The organism is Mesorhizobium sp. L2C066B000, from assembly GCF_000502335.1.
GTDB lineage: Bacteria > Pseudomonadota > Alphaproteobacteria > Rhizobiales > Rhizobiaceae > Mesorhizobium.
The window spans coordinates 1-21,896 of record NZ_AYWZ01000022.1 but is presented as its reverse complement, the minus strand read 5'-3'; the positions used below and the strand labels follow the sequence as shown (position 1 = coordinate 21,896).

Sequence of the window (21,896 nt, the reverse complement as noted above, 5' to 3'; positions counted from 1 at the left end):
CGCATCACTTGAGTTGAGGCGGCTAGGTCGCTAGGTGCTGAGCTCGCCGCCGTTGATGTCGAGCGTGGCTCCAATGGCGGAGTCAGGCTCGGTTGAGAGGGGGGCAACGGCCGCTGCTACATCCTGCCGTAACGAGGTGCTTTGACCGCGTGCGTTGTTTTCGGTCGCGGCACTGACCGGCGGGCCCGCCACCGAAGAGCAGGTACCTTTACGCCTCTGCGCGCCTGCTTCAGGATAGACGTCGCACCGACAATCAGCAGAGTTCGCAACTGCTTATTGCCGCGCTTCGTTATCTTGCCGAACGGTCCTTGCCGCCACTCGAGTTCGCTCGCCGCGTGATCCCTATCCAGGCGGCCAGATCCCCCCCGGTTCGGAACGCTTCGGGATCTTGGACGGTGGCGCGGACGGTCGTAGCGCCGCGACAATCCTGGTGTCGAGCGTCTCGATCTTTTCTGTAAGCACACCAATTTGCTCGGCCATCTCCAGGCGCATGAGAACCTTGCCATCCAACGTGGGACTCTGCACAAAAAACATAGCTGACAGCCACGGAATTTCAGGATCGCAGTTGATCTTTGATCAAACATAAGTTAGCCTGCTCCGACTTTACAAAGAAAGGATTGAACGAGTGCCAAAAAATCTCAAAGGCTCATCGCATTCTCGTTGCCCAGTTCAGCCAGGAACCGAACAGACTGAATCCGAGGCCCGCCGACGAGGAGCTCTTCGTGGTGGAACGTGGTCAGGGCCCCCTAAGATCGCCAGCTGGCGTGCTGAAGGGGTTGACTGAAACGCTTGTCAAGGCGGGCGTGACAATTGAACCACAAGGCACGCGAATATGCGGCGTTGCATCCATCGATCAAGGATATCTAGATCTACAACGTGTTCCGCTTTACCGATGATGATGCAATAGGCCAGGTTGTCACCATCTTGAGCAATGGTCCATTGTCGCATGATTAATGGATTTATTTACAGAGCGATGACCAGTCAGGGGGCTAGTAACTCTTCGAGTACAATCCACAGATTCCGCTCATTCGGGGAATAGCGCTCCCAATAGAAACGAAAGGCTAATTAAAGTGCGCCAAAGTATGATTTTCGAGGGGTTGAAAATACTGGATTTGCAAACAACGTGGCTGGCCCCGTGGCAAGCGCTATGCTCGCTGACTACGGCCAAGGTAATTAAAATTGAGAGACCTGTATCCGGTGACGACACAGGATGGTGGGGCTCCGGTGAGATTGACGGCTACTCATGGTACCTTTGGCTTAATCGCGGGAAAAAGCCCGTAACGATTTCGCTGACCGATCCGACGGGGCTAAATATAATTAAAAGATGATTGCTGACGCTGATGTTATTCTCTAGGCATTCAGAATTAAGCGACTTGGACTGGACTACGATCAGTAGCGGACATCAATCCCAGCGTTGTTTATTGCTCCATTTCTGCATACGGGCAGACAGGTCCAAATGCCACCAAGCCTAGCTGTGATCAGATTGCGAGAGCATACACCGGTCTGATGGATATGACCGGTGAGCCTGATGGACCTCCTGCCAGGGGTAGCACTTCGATTATCGACCACTCCACTGGCTTTTTAACGCGTTTGGATCTATTTGCGCCGCACTGTACCGCCGTGAAAAGAGCCGGCAAGTATTATGAAGGCGTTATTAAGAAAGGCAATCGGCGGGCCACAGACGCTCGTATTGGAAGACGTGACCGCGTGGATAGACAACGCCGGACTTCGCGCCCCGAGCCACAGCCAGGTCCAGTTTCTCCTGCGATGACGCTGCCGCAATTACGCGCGCGCCCATGGCGCGACCAAGCTCCACTGCCGCCAGGCCGATGCCGCCAGCCGCGCCGAGCACGAGCAGTCTTTCGCCGGGGCTCTATCGACCGCGGTGCTTGAGGGCGTAGTACGCGACACCGTAAGTGCAGATAAACGCCGCTGCCTCGTCGAAAGGCATGGCGGCTGGAATAGGGATCAAGTTTGTCGCCTCTATAGCCATTTCTTCAGCCATGCCGCCGAAGTTGGACGTGCCCAGTACCCGGTCACCCGGCCTAACATTGGTAATACCCTCGCCAACTTCCTTGACGACGCTCGAGATCTCTACGCCCGTGTGATCCCGCGGCGTACCAGCAGGAGGTCAAGGAGCTTTGGGCTTATATGCTGCCGGTAAGATCAAGCCGCACATCTCCGAGCGCTTTTCCCTTGCCCGAGGTGCCGATGCGATTGGCCATCTCGCTGCCCGCAAGGCCATGGGCAAAGTCGTCGTGGCGATTTAGCGACGCGAGTCAGCGGTTTGAGCTCGCCTCGTCACCAATGGGGCGTCCCGGATAGAAACCTGTAATTTACTACCGACGCCGGCGTCGTCGCGGCAGCGTTACCGGTTAGAGCCGCCGTCCGGCACCAAGCACAAAGCACTGATCAGAAGACTGCCAATATGACCACACATAGTTAGCACTCAGTCGACAAGGACAAATACTCGTAGTCACGATAGACAACCCACCAGCAAATGCCATTTCTCGCCGTCTAAGCCGAGAAATGTATTCTGCCTTTGCAGCGTCTCAGGAAGACGAAGACTTACGAGTGGCAATCCTCACGGGTGCGGGGGACCGGATATTCAGCGGCGGTTGGGACTTGAATGAGGCGAGCAGTCCCGATCTCTATTTTGATCCGGAGGTTGGTGAGGGCCCGGGAGGGTTCGGGTGGCATTACTGAGTTCTGGGGTTTGACGAAGCCGGTAATAGCCGCGGTCAACGGATCCGCGGCCGGTGGAGGCTTCGAGATCGCGCTCGCGTGCGATATGATCGTAGCGGCCGAGCATGCGCGCTTCCTTCTCCCGGAAGCGCGGCTCGGGTTTGCCCACGGCCGGCGGTACGTAGACCTACATCGCCGTATACCATTCAACATCGCAATGCACCTCATGATGAAGGCGAGCCAATCTCAGCGTCTAAGGCCGCCAGATGGGGCCTTGTGAATGAGGTTGCCCCTCGGGGAGAGGCACTGGCAGCCGCCTTCCGTCATGCCAACAAAATCTGTGAATCTGCCCCGCTCGCTGTCGAAGGCCTCAAAGAAGTCATGCGCTACATATCGCACCTGCCTGCAAAGGACGGGTTTGCGGCGATCAGAAATCCGCCGGGTGAACTAAGAAAATCCAAGGCTTTAGAGGATTCGGAGGACAGCCGCGAAGGGGCTCGGGCCTTTGAGGAAAAACGTAAGCCGCGGTGGAAGGGCAGGTAATTTACAAACCGTATGCCGTGCGGTGTACAGCAACTGTCGAGCGAATTGAGGAGCGGTGGTCGCGTAACCCAGACGAAACGAGCGCAGCTCCCAGCGAAAGGTTCATGTGCGGATTCCGACGGTGCCGCCCAGTTGGTCTCTTTTCCTGGGCGACATTTGAAGCATGCGATTCGCTCGCGAGCCAAATTCGTTGTGCAGTGCATGCTGTGCAAAGCCTAGTGCCCGTCCCGCAATCGAAGCCCTCAGCGGACGATCTCCACCAATCCGGTATTAAGCCGATTGACGCGCACGAACCGTCCAACGCTCCTCGGTTCCTGTCGCAAAAGATTGCCAATCGCGCGACGCGCTCCTCTTTGGCCAGCACCACCGTATCCCCGTATCCTCGAGATCGCCGATGAGGACGCTGACGCCGCGCCGTCTGCTTATCTGGCCCCCCGAACATCTGTGGACACTCCCGTAAGTGCAAGAGGATTTTCCAGGTACGGTACTTTGCGCGTAGTTGGGTGCTGACATCTGTCCGGCCTCTGTTGCGATCATCTGATGCCCGACCCTCCTACACCTTCGACGCCTCGTGTTTGCGGTCGGTTTATCCGGCCGCTACCGGAGCGCCATGGACCCCGCCTTTCGGCAACAGCGCCGAAACGATGCGCGCCAGCTTGTTGGAAAGGGCGACGATCACAGTAATAAGCGACGCGCAAAGGGCACCTTGCAATAGTCCGATGAAGATGGGCGTTTTCCACCCATGACATTGGAATCTACAGAGGGCGATCTGGTCGGCAAATTGAGCGCTAGCGCGCCGGCCGCCGATGATGCAACGGAGTCCGGGCATTCGCGACAACGCAAGCTGTGGAGTTGCGCCGAGCAGTGGGCGTTGGTGGATTTGGGAGCGCAGCGGGGTCGTAGGTGACCGAGGTCGCGAAAGCGTTCGGTGTAGCTCCATCACAGCTCTATGCCTGGCGCAAGCAGATGACCGGCGGCGAGCTCGAGGCCGATCAGGCCATCGCGACCTTCGCGCGGATCGAGGTGAAGGATCTGCCGGTGTCGAACGCGCCGCGGTCGATTGCCCGAACCGGGCCGGCAGGATCGTCGTGGCCTTTCCGAGCGGCGCGCGATTGCGCATCGACGGGACACTCGATCCGCCGGGGCTGCGTATCCTACTGGCGGAGTTGACCAGCCAACGAGATAGGTGACGCGTTTGGTTGTGAAGCGTGCATTCCGCTGGTCACGGCGCGTCACCGAGCCCGGACGATATCCCTGATCGATGAGAATCTCGGCGATTTCGGAAAAAATATGATTGTCGAGGATGTCATCGATCAGTTCGATGATATTGGGGTTCGTCTTGATCTGCTGGCTGGGGGATTTTGGGCTCACGGTGACGAGCGTCTGGGTTTTACCGCCCTTGAAGCGACTGAACCTTGGTTGTGCCTCTCTTCGGTGGTTTGAGGAGAGTGACGTCCTCAATGATGTGGGCAAGCAGGTGCTTTCGTTCGCGGTTCGGGGTGTCTGGATTGGTCCAGAGTTTTTTGAAGTCCGCCTGGACCGGGACAAAACACGATTGAATAGAACCGCACCACCCCTGACAGCTTCGCTTCGCAAGGTCGATCGCAAGGATACGCACCTGCGTCATCTGCCTTTCCTCCGTAAGCGCCACCATGGCGCGAAGCAGACATTACACCAACGCCAGCCGAAGGGGCATCCACCACCGCATCAGTTGACGTACTGGAGGTTTGGTTCATCACAATTTACCTTTATTGGCGCTTTTGTTGGAGCCAGCGTGGTGCTTGGCAGGTTCGGTTTCACGTTAGAATGTCTCTTCGATCCATATTGAGATCACTCTTAAGAACTGGTCTCGGCGGCATTAACCGTGACCTTTTAAAGGGGGGGCTCGTCGATGAATTGCACATAATCACGAGTGGCGGCCTGCTCACTGACTTTGCCCGCTTTCACGTCGGCAATGATTGACGCGACCAATCGCTCTGCGGGCGCGCCATATCCGCCGGCACCCGGAGTTTCTATCACCGCGCTTGAACCCGCATTCAGCTGGATTTTACTTGCCTTCGAGTCGAGCTTTTCGCGAGCGCCATCGGGCCCCACGATAAAGAACGCGCCAGCCGCCCCTGAGGATCCTCCGAATACACCCCACGGTTGATGGCGAAATCTCTCTCCGACACCATTAAACTCGCAGTCGTGGCCGACAGGTTTTATAATGCGCCGGATGCCCATACCGCCCCTTTGGCGACCCGCGCCCCCCGTGTCCGCGAGTAAAGAATATTCCTCGACCCGCAGCGGATACTCGAGCTCAATGGCTTCAACGGGCAGATTCGACGTGTTGGTTATGTGGACTTGGACTCCATCTTTGCCGTCTCGCGTCGCTCGGGCACCCATTCCCCCACCTAACGTTTCGAGGTAGACATACATTTTTCCGGTGCGAGGATCAGTTCCTGTAAATACAGCAGACGTGTTTGCCCCATTTGCGGCACCAATGACCTTTTCCGGCACCACAGGAGCTAACGCCCCGAGCACACAATCGACGACACGCTGGCAGGAGTTCGCTCGCATTGCGACCGCTGCGGGGGCAACGCAGTTAACAAAACTTCCTTCAGGCGCAACGATGTCAATAGCATCAAAGATGCCCTGATTTGTCGGCACCTCACTGTCTAGCAGTGCCTTCAAAGAGTAACAGATTGCAGACTGCGTTGCGTTATATGTGAGATTGAAATTTCCTTTGACCTGGGGATCGGTTCCCGTGAAATCGAATTTTATCCGCTCACCGAATTTCTCGACCGTCAGCACGATCTTGATGTCTTTGGTAGCAATTCCATCGTCGTCCATAAAATCAGTGAAGCTGTATGAACCATCGGGAAGGGCGGCAATCGCTCTGCGCATGCGAAGCTGGGTGCGTGATACGATCGCGTCAAATATCTGACGAAGCTTCTCGCTGCCGATATCGGTGACCAAGTCAAGCAGACGCCGTTCGCCAAGCCGGCAAGCGGAAATTTGCGCATTAAGATCACCGCGACGTTCGTCGGGCAACCGCATGTTTAGGAGGAGAAGACGCATCACATCATCGACCCGCTCTCCACGGCGGTAAAGACGTACTACCGGAATACGCAGTCCTTCCTTGTAAATTTCGTCGAGACCACCCGACATTGAGCCGACGGCTGCCCCTCCGACATCAGCATGGTGAATGATATTGGCAACAAATCCAATGAGGTGGTTGCCGTCGTAAACAGGCGCGGCCATATTGATATCTGGAAGGTGCGTGCCGCCTGCCACATGGGGATCATTCGCGATGAAAAGGTCTCCTGGCGCGATATCATCGCCGTACAGCGCCATGATTTCCTTCATCATCCCCCCCATCGAAGCAAGATGGACCGGAAGCGACATTTCAGCTTGGACAATCAACCGACCTTTTGCATCAGCAATCGCCGTTGAATGGTCGTGGCGTTCCTTAACGTTGGAGGAGAACGCGCTGCGCATGATGGTGATGAAGCATTCATCAGCAATCGATTTCAGCCCGTTCCATGTTATCTCGAGCGTAATGGGGTCGATCTTAAAGTCAGACATCTGAAAGTTCCATGATGAGATTCAAAGCTTCGTCGACGCGGATGCTCGCGTCGGGCAGGACGACTGTTGTAGTATCAAGCTGTGTGATTATGGCGGGCCCGGCTATCACTGTGCCGACCGGCATTGTATTGCGGTTGTACAACGGCGTGCGTTCGGGGTTTTGTGGCGAGAACCAGACATCAACATGCTGGAAGGGCAAGGGCTCCTCGCTAGGCGGCACGACAGTAGTGTCAGCTTGACTCAGGCGTGCCAAGGCTCGCAGCCGTACATTGATCATTTCGATCGGGGCATCTTTGTCACAATGTCCATAATTGCGAAGATACTCTTCGAAAAAAGCAGCTCGTAGGACCTCTGTATCGGGGCAGGTCGGTTCTTGCGCGCCGTTGTAAACCTCCACTGAGAGTTCATAGTTTTGACCTAGATAACGCATGTCAAAGGTCAGGATTACCTGGCGTGCCTCCGCACCAGCCGCCTCTGTCCTAAACCATTTGCCCGCCGCTAAATTGAGATCGTTGACGATACTTTGGACAAAAGTGAGATCGCTTCCGACTGCGGCTCTACAATTGGCAACAAAGTCCTCTTGCAAATCCGCGACAATCAGTCCTTCGGCGCAGAGGATTCCGGGAGCTCGTGGCACGATAATCGTTTTCATGCCGAGAGCACGGGCGACGTCCGCGGCATGCAAACCACCAGCGCCACCGAAAGGCATGAGAGCAAAGCGACGAGGATCGTAACCTTTTTCAACGGAAACTACGCGGATTGCCCGGGTCATGTTTGCGGTTGCAATACCGATAATGCCCATCGCAGCCTTTTCCAGGCTCACGCCAAGGGCGTCTGCTATCGGTTTGATCGCGGCCTGAGCGCGGTCTTTGTCAATGGTTAGGCCGCCGCCTGCCAGTTCCTTCGGCAACCGACCGAGAAGTACATTCGCGTCGGAAACGGTAGGCAAAGTGCCCCCTCGCCCATAGCACGCCGGACCTGGCACTGCCCCCGCACTCTCGGGACCTACTTTCATCAGGCCATCCGGGCCAATCTGAGCAATAGATCCGCCCCCAGCTCCAACGGTGTGAATATCAACCATGGGCAGGCGGATACGGAACCCGGAAATATCCCGCGTGTTAGCAAGGGCTGTCTTCCCGTCTCGGATCAGGCAAACGTCAGTGCTTGTGCCGCCAATGTCCAGCGTTATAACATCGGTAATGGAAGACAGGGCGCCCGCGCCCGAAGCTCCGACGGCACCGGCAGCAGGGCCAGACAGGGCTGTGCGAACCGGAAGCTGTGCGGCACGTTCCACCGACATCAGCCCCCCACTTGACTGGAATATTCCAAATTCAGCGTTGGGCGCTACGGTCCGTACCTCTGATTGAAGCCGCTCCATGTAGCGAGAGACTTCTGGCTGTAGAAAAGCGTTGATGAGGGTCGTCGAGAACCTTTCATACTCGCGAAATTCAGGCTGAACCTCAGCGGAAACCGATACGAAGATGTTTGGAAACGCATTTCGCAGAGTTGCGGCAAGTCTAAGCTCATGCTCGTTATTCAAGAACGAAAAGATGAGGCAGACGGCGATTGCCTCGATGTCCTTTTCAGCACCAATTTGGTGGACCAATTTGTCGATAGCGGCATCTGTCAGCGGCGTAATAATTTGTCCCGTCGCTCCGATGCGCTCGTCAACCTCGAAACGAAGATGTCGTTCTGCCAGTGCTGGAGGAGCGTCGACCTGAAGGTCGTAGATAAGCGGACGTGTCTGACGTCCAATCTCCAGCAGATCTCGAAAACCGCGAGTGGTGACTACGGCAACACGAGCACCCTTCCGTTGTAGAAGCGCGTTGGTTGCCACCGTGGTGCCGTGAGCGAAACGGCTGATCTGATTGGGTGAGATCCCATGCCTCTCAGTAAGCTCCTTAAGACCATGCAGGACGGCGCGAGACGGATCGTCTGGCGTTGACGCTCGCTTATGAATCACCGTTCGTCCGCTTGAGACATCTTTCGCGCTGAAGTCGGTGAACGTCCCACCGACATCGCAGCCCACAATCCAATTTTCCATTGCTTCTACATAACCGGGGTTGAACCGAAACTTTGGGCATTAAGTATCCAAACTGGATACGTTGCAAGAGAAACTTTTCTGTTCGTCCGAATTGAACAACGCCGCTAGTCTGACCGCGCTTAAAAAGTGGGTGCACGCGTCTTTCGGAGGGTTTTGGAAGGCTGTCAGTGAATCTGCAAGTTAATCGGATGCTGACGGCCACGTTGGCGGGGAGGATCAGGCCTTAAGTGATCAGCATTGGTCGAGATGGCTTCGCTCCCAAAAGCGGCGCACCAGCGCCAGTTCGAAGAGCAGCCCGATCACACAGACGACTGCCCGGCAAAGACCGCCGCGAGAAAGAAGCTGTCGGTAAGGGTCTGGAAGGTGAGCGCGAATAGGCCCCCAGTATGAAGCGAGCCGTGGCTGGAATTGACGAAGTCCAGGACGCCGAAGATCAACGTCAGGCCGGTGGCGACTAGGAAGAGCAGTACGCCCAGATGTTTGATCCCGGGCTTTGATGGAGCATCCTTGAGCTCCGAATCAAGGGAGGCACTATGGGCCAAGTTCTCCATGGGAGCGCCACGACGACAGAGGCGGTCCGTCGAGCGATACAGCATAGTCAAGAGAGCCTGAGAGCGCTGGCCAAGCGCTATGGGATCAATCAGAAGACAGTCGCGAAGTGGGAGACGCGAATCTCGGTCACCGATCTGCCGACCGGCCCGAGGGACCCGCGATCGACCGTGCTCTCCGTCGAGGAGGAGGCGGTCATCGTCGCCTTCCGACGCTACACGCTGCTGCCGCTTGATGACTGCCTCTATGCGCTGCAGCCGATGATCCCGCATCTGACGCGATCTTCATTGCATCGCTGCTTGCAGCGCCATGGCATCGGTCTCCTGCCGGATGTTGAAGGCGACAAGCCGGAAAAGAGGAGGTTCAAGAGCTACCCGATCGGCTACTTCCACATCGACATTGCCGAAGTGCGAACCGAACAGGGCAAGCTCCACATGTTCGTCGCTATCGACCGCACGTCCAAGTTCGCCTCGTCGCACTGCATGAAAAGGCCACTACCGCCGTATCGAGAGAGTTCCTGCTGCGGCTGATCGCAGCCGTCCCCTACAGAATCCACACCGTGCTCACCGACAACGGCATCTAGTTCACCAAGCCGGGCGCCGGCGGCTCGGCTGTGCCGCTCATCAGGGAGGCCATCGCCAACGGAGAACTCTTCCGCGCCCATGCCTTCGAATACGCCTGCGCCAGAAACGACATCGAGCACCGAACTACCAAGGCCAGGCACCCCTGGACCAACGGTCAGGTCGAAAGAATGAACCGGACTATCAAGGATGCCACCGTCAAGCGCTTCTACTACGAGAGCCATGACCAATTCCGCAGGCACCTTGCTGACTTCGTCGCAGCCTACAACTTTGCCCGCAGGCTCAAGACCCTTAAGGGCTCACGCCCTACGAGTTCATCTGCAAGGCATGGGCATCACAGCCCGAGCGGTTTAGCGTCGATCCGCTCCATCAAATCCCGGGACCAAACATCTAGCGGGAGGTCGTTCAAGCACCTGCTCGAAGACGAGAGCGGTCATCGGTTGTCCTTCATGGCGACGTTGGAGACGGAGGGGCGGCCGCTCTCACGAACTGTCCGGTGGCGCAGGCAATCATCCTGCCGTCCTGGAAGGCGGAGCCGGTACAGGTCGCCATTATGCGCCCGGCCTTGACGCTCTGCGCGACAACATAGACCGGGGATTTCGCATTGCCGGCCGCGAGGAACTTCACATCGAGCGCGCTGGTCACGGCTTCCGCAGCGAACGCCGCCTTCGCGGCCTCGTAGAGCGCGACATCGAACAGCGCCGCCGTCGCACCGCCATGGACGAAGCCGCCGGGATTGACGGCGGTCGGGCCGCTGTCCAGCCGAAGGACGAGACCGGTTTCGTTCGAGGCGACGCAGACCGTACCGAGCGATGTCAGAAGAGCATCATCCTCGCGAAACGGGCGGAAGCACAGTTGCGTGAAATCCGGCGCCTGCATTATATGGCCGTCTCAGTCTTCACCACCAACTTGCCGGTGACTTTGCAGTTGGGGATATCTTGAAGACCGTGGATGAGCCCGTCGAAGGGCAGGACCGCGGCGACATTGGCCCCGCTGCGCATCCGCTTTAGTGCCCATCGAAATAGATGTTGAGCGGCGCACCCATTACGGTCAGGTTCTCGTAGAGCCGATGGTTGGCCTGGCGGCTGGGATGTCGCCCGAGGCGAAGCAGACCATGACGAGCTTGCCCGCAAAGCCGAGCCCGCGCGGTCAAGCCCCCGAAACAACGCGCTGCGCACCATGTCGATGACGACATACGCCCCGCGGTCGCCGCCGCCCCAGGCGCGGCGCACCTGCGCTTGGGAAGCGTCCATCTTTGATCCGTCATGCGCGGCAATGACGATCGCCTTCCCATCAGAGCAGGGCACCAGTTCCTCCTTCTCCTCAGAGGAGACCATGTCGACCGCATGGGCGTCGAGATTGGCGCAAGCTCCACCGCCGCGGCGCCGACGCTGCCGGTCGCGCCCTTGGCCACCACCCGGTGGCCCGCCTTGACGTCCGACCGGATCGAGACCGCGACGAAGACGGCGTTGAATACTGTAGCACCGGCCGCAGCGTCGACCTGATCCGCGAAGTCGCCGGAAAACACCTGGGCGAGAACCGGATCGCCGACCTTGAAGTCCACACGCCCTCGCCGACGGCGAGCATTGTGCCGGCGCGGTCACGGCCGGGAACGAAGGGCGGCTCGGCCGCTTCTGGTATTTTCCCGGCACCATCACCGCATCGGGGTAGTTGAAGCCGAAGGCATCGTTGGCGACGGCCATCGCATCTGAGGCTCTCTCAGCCCAATAGCGCAATGCGTCGATGAGGCTGTCGTATTGGTGTGATTCAAAAGCCGATGGCACTTCCGCGCGTTGTTTCAGCGTTCGGCCCCTTGTCATTATTTGCAGCATCGGCATCGCGGGAGGCCTTGCTGTTGCTGTTGGCGAATGCAGCCAACCGAGGGGCGCACCACGCGGGCTGCTGGAGCTGCATGAAATGGTTGGTCGCCGGACAGACAATCACGGAGAAGCCGAAGCACTGCCATCGACCGGCCGAAGGCGGCGAGCAGCGGCAGGTCGAGCACGGGCGCTCATCGCCGAGGATGATCTGGACGGGCACGTCGACACGGGCGAAGTCGGCCCAGTGCCGGACGAGTTCCACGGCCGTAAGGAAATTCGACGCCTCGACTTCGACGGCGCAGGCGCGTTGCCAATCGGCATCGGCTGGCCGCAGCGTCGCGGGGGCAAGCTGGAGGATCGCGTCGGGGGGTGATCCCGTTGAAGTTGGGGGCGCGGCCGAAAGAGCACGCAAGTCCTCCAGACAGGAACTCCGGCCGGCACGTAAGGGAGCGCACTACAAGCTCCTCCTGCATGACGTTGATTTTTTCGACCAGGTCGGGCGCAGAGGGCGGCTCGAAAAGGCTAAGCGATGCTCGAAGGCGCGCGATTCCGAATCGGCGATGGCGCCGACCGCAACGCCCTTGATGCCGGCTGCGATCAGGGCGCGAATCAAATTGGTGGCANGTCCGAATCGGCGATGGCGCCGACCGCAACGCCCTTGATGCCGGCTGCGATCAGGGCGCGAATCAAATTGGTGGCATCGCCAGGTGCACCGCCATCGGGATTGTCGGTGTAGTCGCCGATCAGCAACGGACCCGAGCCGGATGGAGCGGCCTCGCGGGCGATGCTGATGGTCTCGTCCATGGGGAGTAGCCGGACCGTTTCGCGGCCACGGCTCTCCCAGATGAAGTCGGCCAGCCGTTCGGCAACTTCTCGGTATTCCGGCCGCACTCCATCGCCGGTGACCAGCACCGAGGGCCCGGTGAACGGCACGTCGGCGAAGTCGAAGCCGGCATTTACGCCGATATCGAGCACGCCCGGCGTTTGGACCTCGGCCTCGCGCACCCTCGCCAGCATCTCGATCATTGGCCCATGTCCGGCAATGGTGCGACCGTGGTCCAGCCCGGTCAGGACTGGGCGGTTCGCCAGCGTGACGCTTGGCTTGATCTCACCCAGCANCATGTCCGGCAATGGTGCGACCGTGGTCCAGCCCGGTCAGGACTGGGCGGTTCGCCAGCGTGACGCTTGGCTTGATCTCACCCAGCATGGCTCGCTGCAGCAGCCGGCCGGCACGCTCGGCGGTCTCGTACATGTCGGTATGCGGCGTCGTCCGGTAGGTGGTGATGATGTTGGCCAAACTCGCCATGTCTTCGGTCGCGTTCGCATGCATGTCCAGGCTGACGGCGATGGGCACTTCGCGCCCGACGATCGACCGTACTTGCCGGAGGATCTCCCCCTCGGCGTCGTCGTGGCTCTCGGTGACCATGGCGCCGTGCAGCGGCAGTATTACGCCGTGCACGGGCATCGCCCGTTCGAGCGCGCGGGTGATGATTCCCATCATGTGATCGAAGGCGTGGTCCGTGACCTTGCCCGCGGGCTCACCATAGGCGAAGAGCGGGGCCACAAGATTCCAGCCGAACTCGTCGGCAAGATCGAGTACCGCACCCCATTCGCTGCGCGTTCCTCGCATCGCCCCGTCTATCGCGTCACCCTCAAGATATTCGCAGTTCCGAAAGTTATCCAGAGTGGTCGGCGTTATGCTGAAGGTATGGCTCTCGTGCATGATGGTCGCGGCGAATACTTTAAGAGACATGCGATCAACTCCCTTTATCATCTTGGTACCCCTCATGCGCGGCAGTCGGCTGCGACGTGGCCATTTTTTTATTGCCAGAGAGAGAGCTAACCTGTATTTGATCAAAGATCAAGGTGATTCTGAAATTCCATGGCGGCCAGCGATGTTTTCTGCGCAGTCCGAGTCCCACGTTGGATGGCAAAGTTCTCGTGCGCCACTCGGTTCTGGAACAGAGCAGGTTTCAGTGCGCCAGAGCCTGTCGATCACGACAACAGAAGCTTGCGGCAGATCAGCCGATCAAAATAGGAGTAGGGAAAATGGGGCTCAACCCAAGCCGTGACGTATTCATCACTTGTGCGGTGACAGGCGCCGGTGACACCGCTGGCAAGTCCGTCAACGTGCCTGTAACACCGCGACAGATCGCCGACGCATCGATTGAAGCGGCCAACGCGGGCGCAGCCATCGTGCATATCCATGTACGCAACCCCGAAACCGGCAAAGCCGCGCGTGATTTGCATCTCTACGAAGAGGTTCTGAATTTGATCAAGAGATCGGGCGTCGACGTGGTCATCAACTTCACCGCCACTGGACACTTGGAGTTGGCCAAATGGCTGCACTGGCAGGGTCTTAGAAGGCTAGGACTTGCGCGGCCCTTTCCTTCAGCATGACCGGAGTGTTGGCAGACTTGAGGGAAGTTTTTTGACATGCAGAAGGCGCCAACGGTACCAACAGTCGAGCGGCATGTGTTGATCAGTAGAGAGGGCAGCTTGTTCCAGCAATTGCATGCGATCGTAGCCGCCGTCGGCGAAGAGATACTTGATCCATGGCCAGCGCTTGCGGATGGCCTCGAAGATCATTGTGCCCACATAAATAGCCCATAATCACAATTCGATCGCGCAGGGAATCAAGCGGACTCATACGCGGCAGGGGAGCCACACCGTGATAAAATCATTTGATTTTGGAAATGAGCCTCGCCAGGACGAGCTTTCAAGCTTGGTTGCAAAAGAGGTCCAGCGCGTTCTGGCTCAGCACCAGGAGGTTATGAAGGAACGCAGTTCAATCGCATCGCGCATCGGGACGGGCAATACTGCTGCCACCGATTTACTTTCTGGGCCGCCCCAACAAACCATTCATGACGATTTGACCGCCCTGGCGTCCGAATTTGTTCGCAGGCTCGCAGCCGAAGCAGTGGGTCGTTCCAATGAGACCGCCGATGAAGCGGCTCCGCTCGCGGCGCGAGCCGAGGGCAGACGTGGGGGCACCGTCCTACAAGCGCGAAATCAGCAAAGCGAATGCGTGCGCATCGAAGACTGGGCGGGTCAGGTTGCAGGGCCAACCTATCTGGAACAACGCTTCGGCATACCGCGATCGACACTGCATCGGTGGCAACGGCACAACGATGTAGTCGCGTTGCGCAAAGGCGCCCGCAAGCATGTCTTCCCCTTGGCTCAATTCATCGACGGCAGGCCTGCGCCGGGGATACAACAGGTGCTCTCCTTGATCGCCAATCCCAGACCGGCGTGGCTCTGGCTGACCCGCCCCTCAGCCCGGCTTGACGGCCGCATTCCCATTGAAATGCTCAAACAGGATCTGGCTGCAGAAGTCATCTTGGCCGCACGGGATTTTTCCTCGACATGAAGCCCGACTGACGAAGCTCACTGCAAAACAATGCACCGGCAATTGGTTAGACCCGGCGTGAACCCGCGAGAGCCATATAGAGCGACGCGCGCGTTGCCCTATGTCGAGAGCTCGTATTTCGTTTATTGTGTCAGTTGTACCGATTGCGTTATTTGTACCGTTCGCACCAATTGTGCCATATATATTCAAATTCCGTGACATAATGGCAACGGTTATTGCACGTAACGGCGCGATTCGTGCTGTATACCTTGAATTATTCGATGTGACAGATAGCGTCAAACTGCGAAGAAGCAGCGCAATGCGCATCTTTTTCGATCGTGGGGAATGGGAGGGGATGCTGTCTTTCAGCAATGATGCCCTGACCCTTTTTTTAATCTTTGACTGGAGATCAAAATGAACATCAAGAGCCTTCTTCTCGGCTCCGCTGCCGCCTTGGCCGCGGTCACCGGCGCCCGCGCGGCCGATGCCGTCACCGTCGCCGAGCCGGAACCAGCTGAGTACGTCAAGATCTGCGACGTCTATGGCGCTGGCTATTTCTATATCCCTGGCACCGAAACCTGCCTGCGCATCGGTGGCTATGTCCGCTGGGATGCTTCGGCTGGCCAGGAAGGTTCGTACAACGGCCGTCGTGCTGTCGACCATGAGGACGGCAGCATCAACGATACCTGGCACAAGAAGGCCCGCCTCTCGCTGAGGACCTGGACTGGTCAGGAAACAGAACTCGGCACCTTGAAGACCTACACTGAAACCAAGTTCAACTATTCCGACGGCAGTAACAGCAGTACGCTGAACTTCGCCTGGATTCAACTGGGTGGACTGCGCGTTGGTAAGGACGAATCAGCGTTCGATACGTTCATCGGCTACGCTGGCAACGTCATCAACGATACGCTAGTTCCTTATGGCGATTTCGACACCAATGTCGTGCAGTACTACTTCGACGCCGGCAATGGCTTCTCGGCAGTACTCTCTCTCGAAGAAGGCTCTGGCACGGTCGGCACGATCGACAGCTACGTTCCGCATGTCGTCGGCGGCGTGAAGTACACGCAGGGTTGGGGCGCCATCACCGGCGTCGTTGCTTATGACAGCAACTACGAAGAGGTGGCCGGCAAGGTTCGCTTGGACGTGAATGCGACCGAGGCGCTGGCGCTGTTCGTCATGGCGGGCTACGGCACCAACGACAATCTCGACGACCCGACCTATGCGATCCCTGCCGGCGACCGCGGCTTCTACAAGCAGTGGGGCGGCAACTGGGCAGTGTGGGGTGGCGCCACCTACACCTTGAACGAGAAGACTGAATTCAACCTCCAGCTCTCGTATGATGAAGCCAAAGAGTTTGGCCTTGCGGCGAACGTTGCCTACAAGATCGTCCCGGGTCTCACGATCACGGCCGAAGTTGACTGGGCTCATAACGACCACGACAGAAACGGTTACAACTGGACCGGCATCCCCGCTGGCAAGAGCAACGCTGTCGGCGGCATCCTCCGCTTCCAGCGCTCGTTCTGACGAATCGAAGCATTACCCCATAGCGCCCGCCGCATACGTTTGCGTGCGCTGGACTCGCTCGTACAGCCGGTGTTGGCTCAGCGGGTTACCCAAAAAGGATTCGTCGGCGGCTCCTTCCAAAGTGCTTAGGTCCGCACCTCCGGGATCGAAGCCCGCCGCCGATGTGAAGGGCGCCCTTGACCAGGGCGCCCTTCACTTTAGAGCGTCGAGCATTCTGACTGAATCGAAAGGATTGCCGTAGTGTAGCGACGACCTGCTGTCAGAGCCTCACCCGAAATTTGGTTTTGGGCGTGGAAGCGGTTGAGTGGCCCCGTCCATTGTGATTCGCTTGAGTTGTTTAGACTTGAACGGGATCAAGACATCGGTTGGACGGAGACCACCCGTCGGCGATATTGCCGCGCGGGACAGCGAGATGCAAACGCGTCGACGGACAAGGAATGGGCATTGATCGAGCCGTTCCTGCCGGGAACGAAGACGACGAGACGACCGCGGACGACAGAACTTCGAGCGGTCGTGGACGCGCTCCTCTACATCGCCTGAACCGGCTGCCAGTGGCGGGCATTGCCGGACCGGTTCCCGCCGATTTCGACGGTTCAACGCTATTTCTATGCCTGGCGGGACGACGGGCTGTGGAAGAGCATCAACTTCCTATTTGGTGGCTGCGGCACGCCTGGCGCTTGGTCGCGAAGCGAGCCCGAGCGCCGGCGTCATCGACAGCCAATCGGCAAAGACCACGGACGTTGCCGGTTTGCGTGGTTACGACGCCGGTGAAGGTCAAAGGCCGAAGCGCCATATCATTACCGACACCGAGGGACACTTGGTCGGGCTGACGGTGCACACGGCCGACATCCAGGACAGGGATGGGGCAGTCGGCGTCATCGCCTCCATTCGAAGGCTTTATCCCTGGTTGGGCCATCTGTTCGCCGACGGTGGCTATGCCGGAGAATCGCAGGCTCTGGCCAATCTCGGCACATGGACCATCGAAATCATCAAGCGCGCCGACACGGCCAAGGGCTTTGTGGTGCTGCCACGACGATGGGTCGTGAACCGCTGTACAATGTTGCCAAGTTTGCCTTTGAGTGGTCGGTGCGCATCGAGCGTCCAAGCCGTAAGCGGCAGCTTGTTGAGACTCGCAGTCGGAGTGCGAGTCGATTTGTCGCGGGTGAATCAGAGCCACCACAGGATTTAATGCGCCATCGGCGGCCCAGCTGCGAGCTGGCCGATGGAGGCGCACATGGTCCGGCGCAAGGATCGCCCTGTGCTGCGCGTGCACGTCGTTCGAAGCGACAAGAACCGGCCCCAACATCTGCTCGAGGCCTATGCCCGCCTTGTGCCGATGATATGGCGCACAAGCCAGCGGCCGGACGGTCCTCCGGGCCGCTCATCGAAGGTGAAGGAAGTTATGGCGCGATCGGGAGGTGAGCAATGACCGAGATGCGATGCGCGCTCTATGCACGGGTATCCAGCGAGGCCCAGACGCGCGACAACACGATCGCCAGTCAGGTCATAGCGTTGCAGGAACGCATTGCCGCCGATGGCTTCGTGCTTGAGCCAGGTCACAGCTATCTGGATGACGGCTACAGTGGTTCGATTCTGCTTCGCCCGGCGCTGGAGCGGCTGAGGGATGCGGTTGCCAGTGGCCACGTCGAGCGTCTCTACGTCCATGCTCCCGATCGGCTCGCCCGCCGCTACGCCCATCAGGCGCTGCTGATCGACGAGTTCCGTCGTGCCGGTGTGGAGATCGTCTTCCTGAACCGCCCCATTGGTGGCACGGCCGAAGATGATCTTTTGCTCCAAGATCCTCGAGCGGAGCCGTCGCGGTCGTCGTCATGCGGCCCGTTCCGGCTCCGTCAGCGCTCTGACGGGTGCGCCCTTTGGCTACCGCTATGTGAGCCGGAACCAAGGTGGCGGCGTGGCACGCTTCGAGGTTGGTGGAGGCGGAGGGCGCACATTGTTCGTCTGATCTTCGCATGGGTCGGCCTGGATCGCATGAGCCTGCGGGAGGTGTGCCGGCGGCTCAAGCAGATGGGCTGCCAGACGCGGGCAGGAGCCCCCAGTCACAGCCCCGCTGTTTGTGCCAGCCAGCCGGCCCGAGCGCTTCGTCAAGGCCGCCGTCTCGGGTGCCGACGCGGTGATCGTTGATCTCGAGGACGCTGTGCCCGACAGTCTTAAGGACGAAGTTCGCATGAACCTCAGCGCGGCGTGAGCGCTATCCGTCCCGGCATTCGTGCGCATCAATGCGGAAGACACGCGCTGGCACGAAGCCGACCTGGATGCTATGCGTGCGCTCGGCTTGATGCACTCTGCGTCCCCAAGATCGAGGACGCAAGCGAGCTCGACCGCATCGCAGTCGGCTTTCCTTATCCCGTCATGCTGATCGCGCAGATCGAGACCGCCGCGGGCCTCGAGGGCGCGCAGGGAATTGCCCGGCATCCGCAGGTGTCGCAACTGGCTTTCGGACCGGCCGACTTTTTTCTCGACATGGGCATGCCCGTGTCGGCCGAAATGACACGGCACATCCTGTGCCGGCTTGCGGTCGCCAGCCGCGCCGGCGGCATCGCGCCGCCGCTCGACGGCCCTGCCTTCAAGATCGGGGACGCGGCTGTGCTGAGGGCGGAATGCCTGACGGCAGTCGCTTGCGGCGCCGGCGGCAAGCTTTGCATCCATCCCTCGCAGCCGAGCGCCGTTCTCGAACATTTCCTGCCCGGCGCATCGGAAGTCGAGTGGGCTCGCCGCGTCGTCGAGGCGGCCGCCGACGGCGGCACGCGAGCCGTGGAAGGGCAGATGATCGACGCGCCGGTCATCGCAAGGGCGCATCTCGTCCTGCGACGGAGCCGCGGGGGGAACCAGGAACAGACACAATGAGGAGATCCGAAGACGTTGTCACATGAAATCTCGACAGTAGCTCTTTCTTCCAGTCTTGACACACGTTTCTGACGCGCTGTCCTCATCCGATCGACCCGGATTGACGTGGGCAAAGATCATCATCTCGGACGGCCGTGCGCTCGGCTCTTCTGAAAAGTTCCAGGATGTGATCCTCCCGGTCGACGACAAGCTCGGTGCGGCCGTTGGCGTAAGCCGCGCTGCCGTTGATGCGGGCTATGCCCCGAACGACTGGCAGGTCGGGCAGACGGGCAAGGTGGTTGCCCCGCTGCTCTACATCGCCTGTGGCATCTCGGGCGCCACCTAGCATAGGCCGGAATGAAAGACTCGAAGGTCATCGTCGCGATCAACAAGGACGAGGAGGCCCCGATCTCCAGGTGGCAGACTACGGCCTCGTTGCGGACCTCTTCGAAGCGCTGCCAGAATTGCAGAAGGCGTTTTGATGCGTATAGCGTTGATGGCAGCGGAACTCCCCGAACGCGAGAAGCATGGAATTCGACCTGCAGCATATCGTGAGTGGTGACCCGATGCTGATCGAGGGCATCGATACCCAGTCCTGACGCAAGGCGGCGACCCAAATGACGAACTGGCGGACAAGTTCGAGGGAAGTGATAGAGAATTCTATATGATCGGCGACTGCCAAATGGCTCGGACCTGAGAAGAAGCAGTGTACGAGGGTATGGAAGTGGGATGGAAACTATAATCGATCCCCGGTTCTGCCGGCACCGGGCTCCATCGACGGACGGTCTCTCGAGAGACGTTGCTTCTATCTCCTATCGAAACCAGCAGCGTCACGTCAGAGCTAGGCGCTGATCACCTTATATTAGGTCGAGCGCGTGCGTTCGAGGAGATCGAATGTCAAAGATTGGTATCATCGGGGCGTCGGGGTGGTTGGGCTCGGCGTTGGCGCAGGGTCTTCTTGATGCGGGGGTAGCCGAACCAGCGGACTTGATCCTTTCCTTTCGAGGCAAAAGACCCGATATTTTGCCGGGCTCAATGTGGACGCTGGACAACAAACTGCTCGCCGAGAAGGCCTCGATCATCATCGCTTCGGTCCAACCACCCCATTTTCGGTCGGTTGACATCGCGATCGAAGGAAAGCTCGTGATTTCCGTTATGGCCGGGATCAACTTGGCGACGCTTTCCCATCAGCTTGGAACGGATCGCGTCGTCCAATCCTTGCCGAATGCTGCTGCAGAAATCAGGCAGTCCTACACGCCATGGGCCGCGCGGCCGAATCTTTCAGACGAGGACCGGGGCGTTGCCGATCGCATTCTTTCAGCCTGGGGCGAAGTTGACGAGTTGCGTTCCGAGCTCGATCTGGAATATTTCACGGGATTAACAGGTGCGGGCCCTGCATTTCCCGCCATTTTGGCCCAGGCAATGGCGCGAGATGCTGTGGTTGTGTGCGTCAAGTTTTGCAAAATGGGGCAGCCATGATGCTGGTCATGCGGCTTGGCGCAGAGCGAGCTTCNGACATAGGTGCGCCGGCGGATTTCCTCGTTGAGCCGCTCCAGCATGTTGGTGGATTTGAGATGCTTGTGGTGCTGTCTCGGCAGCCTGAAGAAGGTCAGGGTTTGTTCGATGGCATCCTCGGCCCAGCCTGTCAGGCGCGGATAGCGTGCCGACCATTTGGCAAGCCATGCGGCAAGATCAGCCCTGGCCTCTGCGAGATCGCGCCGGTCGTAGAGCCAGCGCAATTCCTGCAGGCAGTCGTCGCCGTTCTTCCTCGGCAGATNTTCCTGCAGGCAGTCGTCGCCGTGCTTCCTCGGCAGATGATCGAGCGCGTTCCTGAGGAAGTGCACGTAGCAGCGTTGCCAGGCGGCTTCGGGGATCACCTCGCCGATCGCTGCCACCAGGCCGGCGTGATCGTCGGACACAACCAACTCGACGCCCTTGAGGCCGCGCGACTTGAGGCCGACGAGGAAGTCCCTCCAGGCCGAGCGGCTCTCGCGATTGGCCATCTCCACGGCCAGGATCTGGCGCCTTCCGTCCCAGTCGATACCGACCGCGATCAGCACCGCCTGGCTCATGACAACACCGGCTTCACGCACCTTCTNTCGAGGATGAGGTAAGGAAACGGCTCTTGAAGGGGGCGCCTGGCAAAGGCAGCGAGGCTCTCGTCCAGCCGCTTGTTGATGGCCGAGATCGACGAGGCCGAGAAGGCATGGCCGCACAGTTCTTCCGTGATCGCCTTCACCTTGCGGGTCGACACGCCCTGCACATACATCTCCGCCAGTGTCGCCACCAAGGCCCGCTCGGAACGCTGGTAGCGCTCGAACAGCTCGGTGGAGAAGCGCCCGGCCCGGTCCTGCGGAACCCGCAGCTCGAGCTTGCCGACCCGCGTCACA

16 protein-coding genes and 7 pseudogenes are annotated in these 21,896 nt (G+C 59.0%); 12 read left to right on the top strand and 11 right to left on the bottom strand.

The window, feature by feature from the left end; translation table 11 throughout:
- Window positions 1–116: 116 nt before the first annotated feature.
- Window positions 117–486: pseudogene (locus tag X733_RS1000000168865) on the bottom strand (transposase); the annotation flags it as partial.
- A 1,655-nt stretch (window positions 487–2,141) separates the two neighbouring features.
- Here X733_RS1000000168865 and X733_RS1000000168850 point away from each other — a divergent pair.
- The 3 genes from X733_RS1000000168850 to X733_RS1000000169905 all read left to right on the top strand — a co-directional run bounded on the left by X733_RS1000000168850 (window position 2,142) and on the right by X733_RS1000000169905 (window position 5,056).
- Window positions 2,142–2,270, top strand: a complete 129-nt coding sequence (locus X733_RS1000000168850) for a zinc-binding dehydrogenase (protein ID WP_023820123.1) — start codon at window positions 2,142–2,144, stop codon at window positions 2,268–2,270.
- 1,861 nt (window positions 2,271–4,131) lie between these two features.
- Complete coding sequence (locus X733_RS138565) at window positions 4,132–4,398, top strand: transposase (protein WP_023820119.1); 267 nt, start codon at window positions 4,132–4,134, stop codon at window positions 4,396–4,398.
- Window positions 4,399–4,531: 133 nt separating this feature from the next.
- Entirely contained in the window at window positions 4,532–5,056 is a 525-nt protein-coding gene (locus X733_RS1000000169905; protein WP_155924287.1) for a hypothetical protein, read from the top strand.
- Window positions 5,057–5,100: 44 nt separating this feature from the next.
- Here X733_RS1000000169905 and X733_RS138575 read toward each other — a convergent pair whose 3' ends face one another.
- The 3 genes from X733_RS138575 to X733_RS0135930 form a co-directional block, all read right to left on the bottom strand.
- A complete protein-coding gene (locus X733_RS138575; protein WP_023820117.1) occupies window positions 5,101–6,795 on the bottom strand; it encodes a hydantoinase B/oxoprolinase family protein in 1,695 nt (564 codons plus the stop codon).
- Window positions 6,788–8,839: a hydantoinase/oxoprolinase family protein gene (locus X733_RS138580; RefSeq protein ID WP_023820116.1), complete on the bottom strand. Its 2,052-nt coding sequence runs from the start codon at window positions 8,837–8,839 to the stop codon at window positions 6,788–6,790. The genes X733_RS138575 and X733_RS138580 overlap by 8 nt, the downstream gene beginning before the upstream one ends.
- 299 nt (window positions 8,840–9,138) lie before the next feature.
- A complete protein-coding gene (locus tag X733_RS0135930; RefSeq protein WP_155924286.1) occupies window positions 9,139–9,390 on the bottom strand; it encodes a hypothetical protein in 252 nt (83 codons plus the stop codon).
- Between X733_RS0135930 and X733_RS01000000166750 the strand changes: the two are divergent.
- Window positions 9,373–10,363, top strand: a pseudogene (locus X733_RS01000000166750) (IS481 family transposase). The gene X733_RS0135930 and the pseudogene X733_RS01000000166750 overlap by 18 nt on opposite strands.
- Window positions 10,364–10,416: 53 nt before the next feature.
- Here the strand turns inward: X733_RS01000000166750 and X733_RS138585 are convergent.
- From X733_RS138585 to X733_RS01000000166745, 5 genes are all read right to left on the bottom strand, one after another.
- The gene (locus X733_RS138585) at window positions 10,417–10,848 is read right to left on the bottom strand and encodes a PaaI family thioesterase (protein ID WP_023820113.1); all 432 of its coding nucleotides are present in this window, start codon (window positions 10,846–10,848) and stop codon (window positions 10,417–10,419) included.
- A 127-nt stretch (window positions 10,849–10,975) separates the two neighbouring features.
- The gene (locus tag X733_RS1000000169900) at window positions 10,976–11,533 is read right to left on the bottom strand and encodes a hypothetical protein (RefSeq protein ID WP_155924285.1); all 558 of its coding nucleotides are present in this window, start codon (window positions 11,531–11,533) and stop codon (window positions 10,976–10,978) included.
- 203 nt (window positions 11,534–11,736) lie between these two features.
- Window positions 11,737–12,201 (bottom strand): hypothetical protein, encoded by a 465-nt coding sequence (locus X733_RS138595; protein ID WP_155924284.1) that lies wholly within the window; start codon window positions 12,199–12,201, stop codon window positions 11,737–11,739.
- 197 nt (window positions 12,202–12,398) lie between these two features.
- Window positions 12,399–12,911 carry a M81 family metallopeptidase gene (locus X733_RS1000000171355; protein ID WP_023820108.1) on the bottom strand — a complete coding sequence of 171 codons (513 nt, stop codon included), beginning with the start codon at window positions 12,909–12,911 and terminating at the stop codon, window positions 12,399–12,401.
- Entirely contained in the window at window positions 12,898–13,542 is a 645-nt protein-coding gene (locus X733_RS01000000166745) for a M81 family metallopeptidase (protein ID WP_280790567.1), read from the bottom strand. The genes X733_RS1000000171355 and X733_RS01000000166745 overlap by 14 nt, the downstream gene beginning before the upstream one ends.
- A 296-nt stretch (window positions 13,543–13,838) precedes the next feature.
- Here X733_RS01000000166745 and X733_RS138600 point away from each other — a divergent pair.
- Window positions 13,839–14,105: pseudogene (locus X733_RS138600) on the top strand (3-keto-5-aminohexanoate cleavage protein); the annotation flags it as partial.
- Window positions 14,106–14,282: 177 nt separating this feature from the next.
- On the opposite strand, the pseudogene X733_RS1000000169895 reads toward X733_RS138600, so the two are convergent.
- Window positions 14,283–14,378 (bottom strand): annotated as a pseudogene (locus X733_RS1000000169895) (IS5/IS1182 family transposase); the annotation flags it as partial.
- An 82-nt stretch (window positions 14,379–14,460) separates the two neighbouring features.
- Between X733_RS1000000169895 and X733_RS138605 the strand changes: the two are divergent.
- From X733_RS138605 to X733_RS01000000166730, 7 genes and pseudogenes are all read left to right on the top strand, one after another.
- Window positions 14,461–15,159, top strand: coding sequence for a hypothetical protein (locus tag X733_RS138605; protein ID WP_245274539.1), 699 nt, complete (start codon window positions 14,461–14,463; stop codon window positions 15,157–15,159).
- A 202-nt stretch (window positions 15,160–15,361) separates the two neighbouring features.
- The gene (locus X733_RS138610) at window positions 15,362–15,556 is read left to right on the top strand and encodes a hypothetical protein (protein ID WP_023820103.1); all 195 of its coding nucleotides are present in this window, start codon (window positions 15,362–15,364) and stop codon (window positions 15,554–15,556) included.
- Window positions 15,553–16,662 carry a porin gene (locus X733_RS138615; RefSeq protein ID WP_023820102.1) on the top strand — a complete coding sequence of 370 codons (1,110 nt, stop codon included), beginning with the start codon at window positions 15,553–15,555 and terminating at the stop codon, window positions 16,660–16,662. Before X733_RS138610 ends, X733_RS138615 begins: the two co-directional genes overlap by 4 nt.
- 360 nt (window positions 16,663–17,022) lie before the next feature.
- Window positions 17,023–17,713 (top strand): annotated as a pseudogene (locus tag X733_RS1000000171060) (IS5 family transposase); the annotation flags it as partial.
- Window positions 17,714–18,087: 374 nt separating this feature from the next.
- The gene (locus X733_RS1000000168820) at window positions 18,088–18,804 is read left to right on the top strand and encodes a recombinase family protein (protein WP_348625880.1); all 717 of its coding nucleotides are present in this window, start codon (window positions 18,088–18,090) and stop codon (window positions 18,802–18,804) included.
- A 60-nt stretch (window positions 18,805–18,864) separates the two neighbouring features.
- The gene (locus X733_RS1000000167355; RefSeq protein WP_081740765.1) at window positions 18,865–19,527 is read left to right on the top strand and encodes an aldolase/citrate lyase family protein; all 663 of its coding nucleotides are present in this window, start codon (window positions 18,865–18,867) and stop codon (window positions 19,525–19,527) included.
- Window positions 19,528–19,591: 64 nt separating this feature from the next.
- A pseudogene (locus X733_RS01000000166730) lies at window positions 19,592–19,988 on the top strand (FAD-binding protein); the annotation flags it as partial.
- Window positions 19,989–21,020: 1,032 nt separating this feature from the next.
- Here the strand turns inward: X733_RS01000000166730 and X733_RS01000000166725 are convergent.
- Window positions 21,021–21,896: pseudogene (locus tag X733_RS01000000166725) on the bottom strand (IS256 family transposase); the annotation flags it as partial.

Bases quoted from the DNA above. Each gene is read 5' to 3' on its own strand.
- X733_RS138615 (WP_023820102.1), top strand. From the start codon at position 15,553: ATGAACATCAAGAGCCTTCTTCTCGGCTCCGCTGCCGCCTTGGCCGCG.
- X733_RS138585 (WP_023820113.1), bottom strand. From the start codon at position 10,848: ATGCAGGCGCCGGATTTCACGCAACTGTGCTTCCGCCCGTTTCGCGAG.
- X733_RS0135930 (WP_155924286.1), bottom strand. From the start codon at position 9,390: ATGGAGAACTTGGCCCATAGTGCCTCCCTTGATTCGGAGCTCAAGGAT.
- X733_RS1000000168820 (WP_348625880.1), top strand. From the start codon at position 18,088: ATGACCGAGATGCGATGCGCGCTCTATGCACGGGTATCCAGCGAGGCC.
- X733_RS138580 (WP_023820116.1), bottom strand. From the start codon at position 8,839: ATGGAAAATTGGATTGTGGGCTGCGATGTCGGTGGGACGTTCACCGAC.
- X733_RS138610 (WP_023820103.1), top strand. From the start codon at position 15,362: ATGGCAACGGTTATTGCACGTAACGGCGCGATTCGTGCTGTATACCTT.
- X733_RS1000000169905 (WP_155924287.1), top strand. From the start codon at position 4,532: ATGTCATCGATCAGTTCGATGATATTGGGGTTCGTCTTGATCTGCTGG.
- X733_RS138575 (WP_023820117.1), bottom strand. From the start codon at position 6,795: ATGTCTGACTTTAAGATCGACCCCATTACGCTCGAGATAACATGGAAC.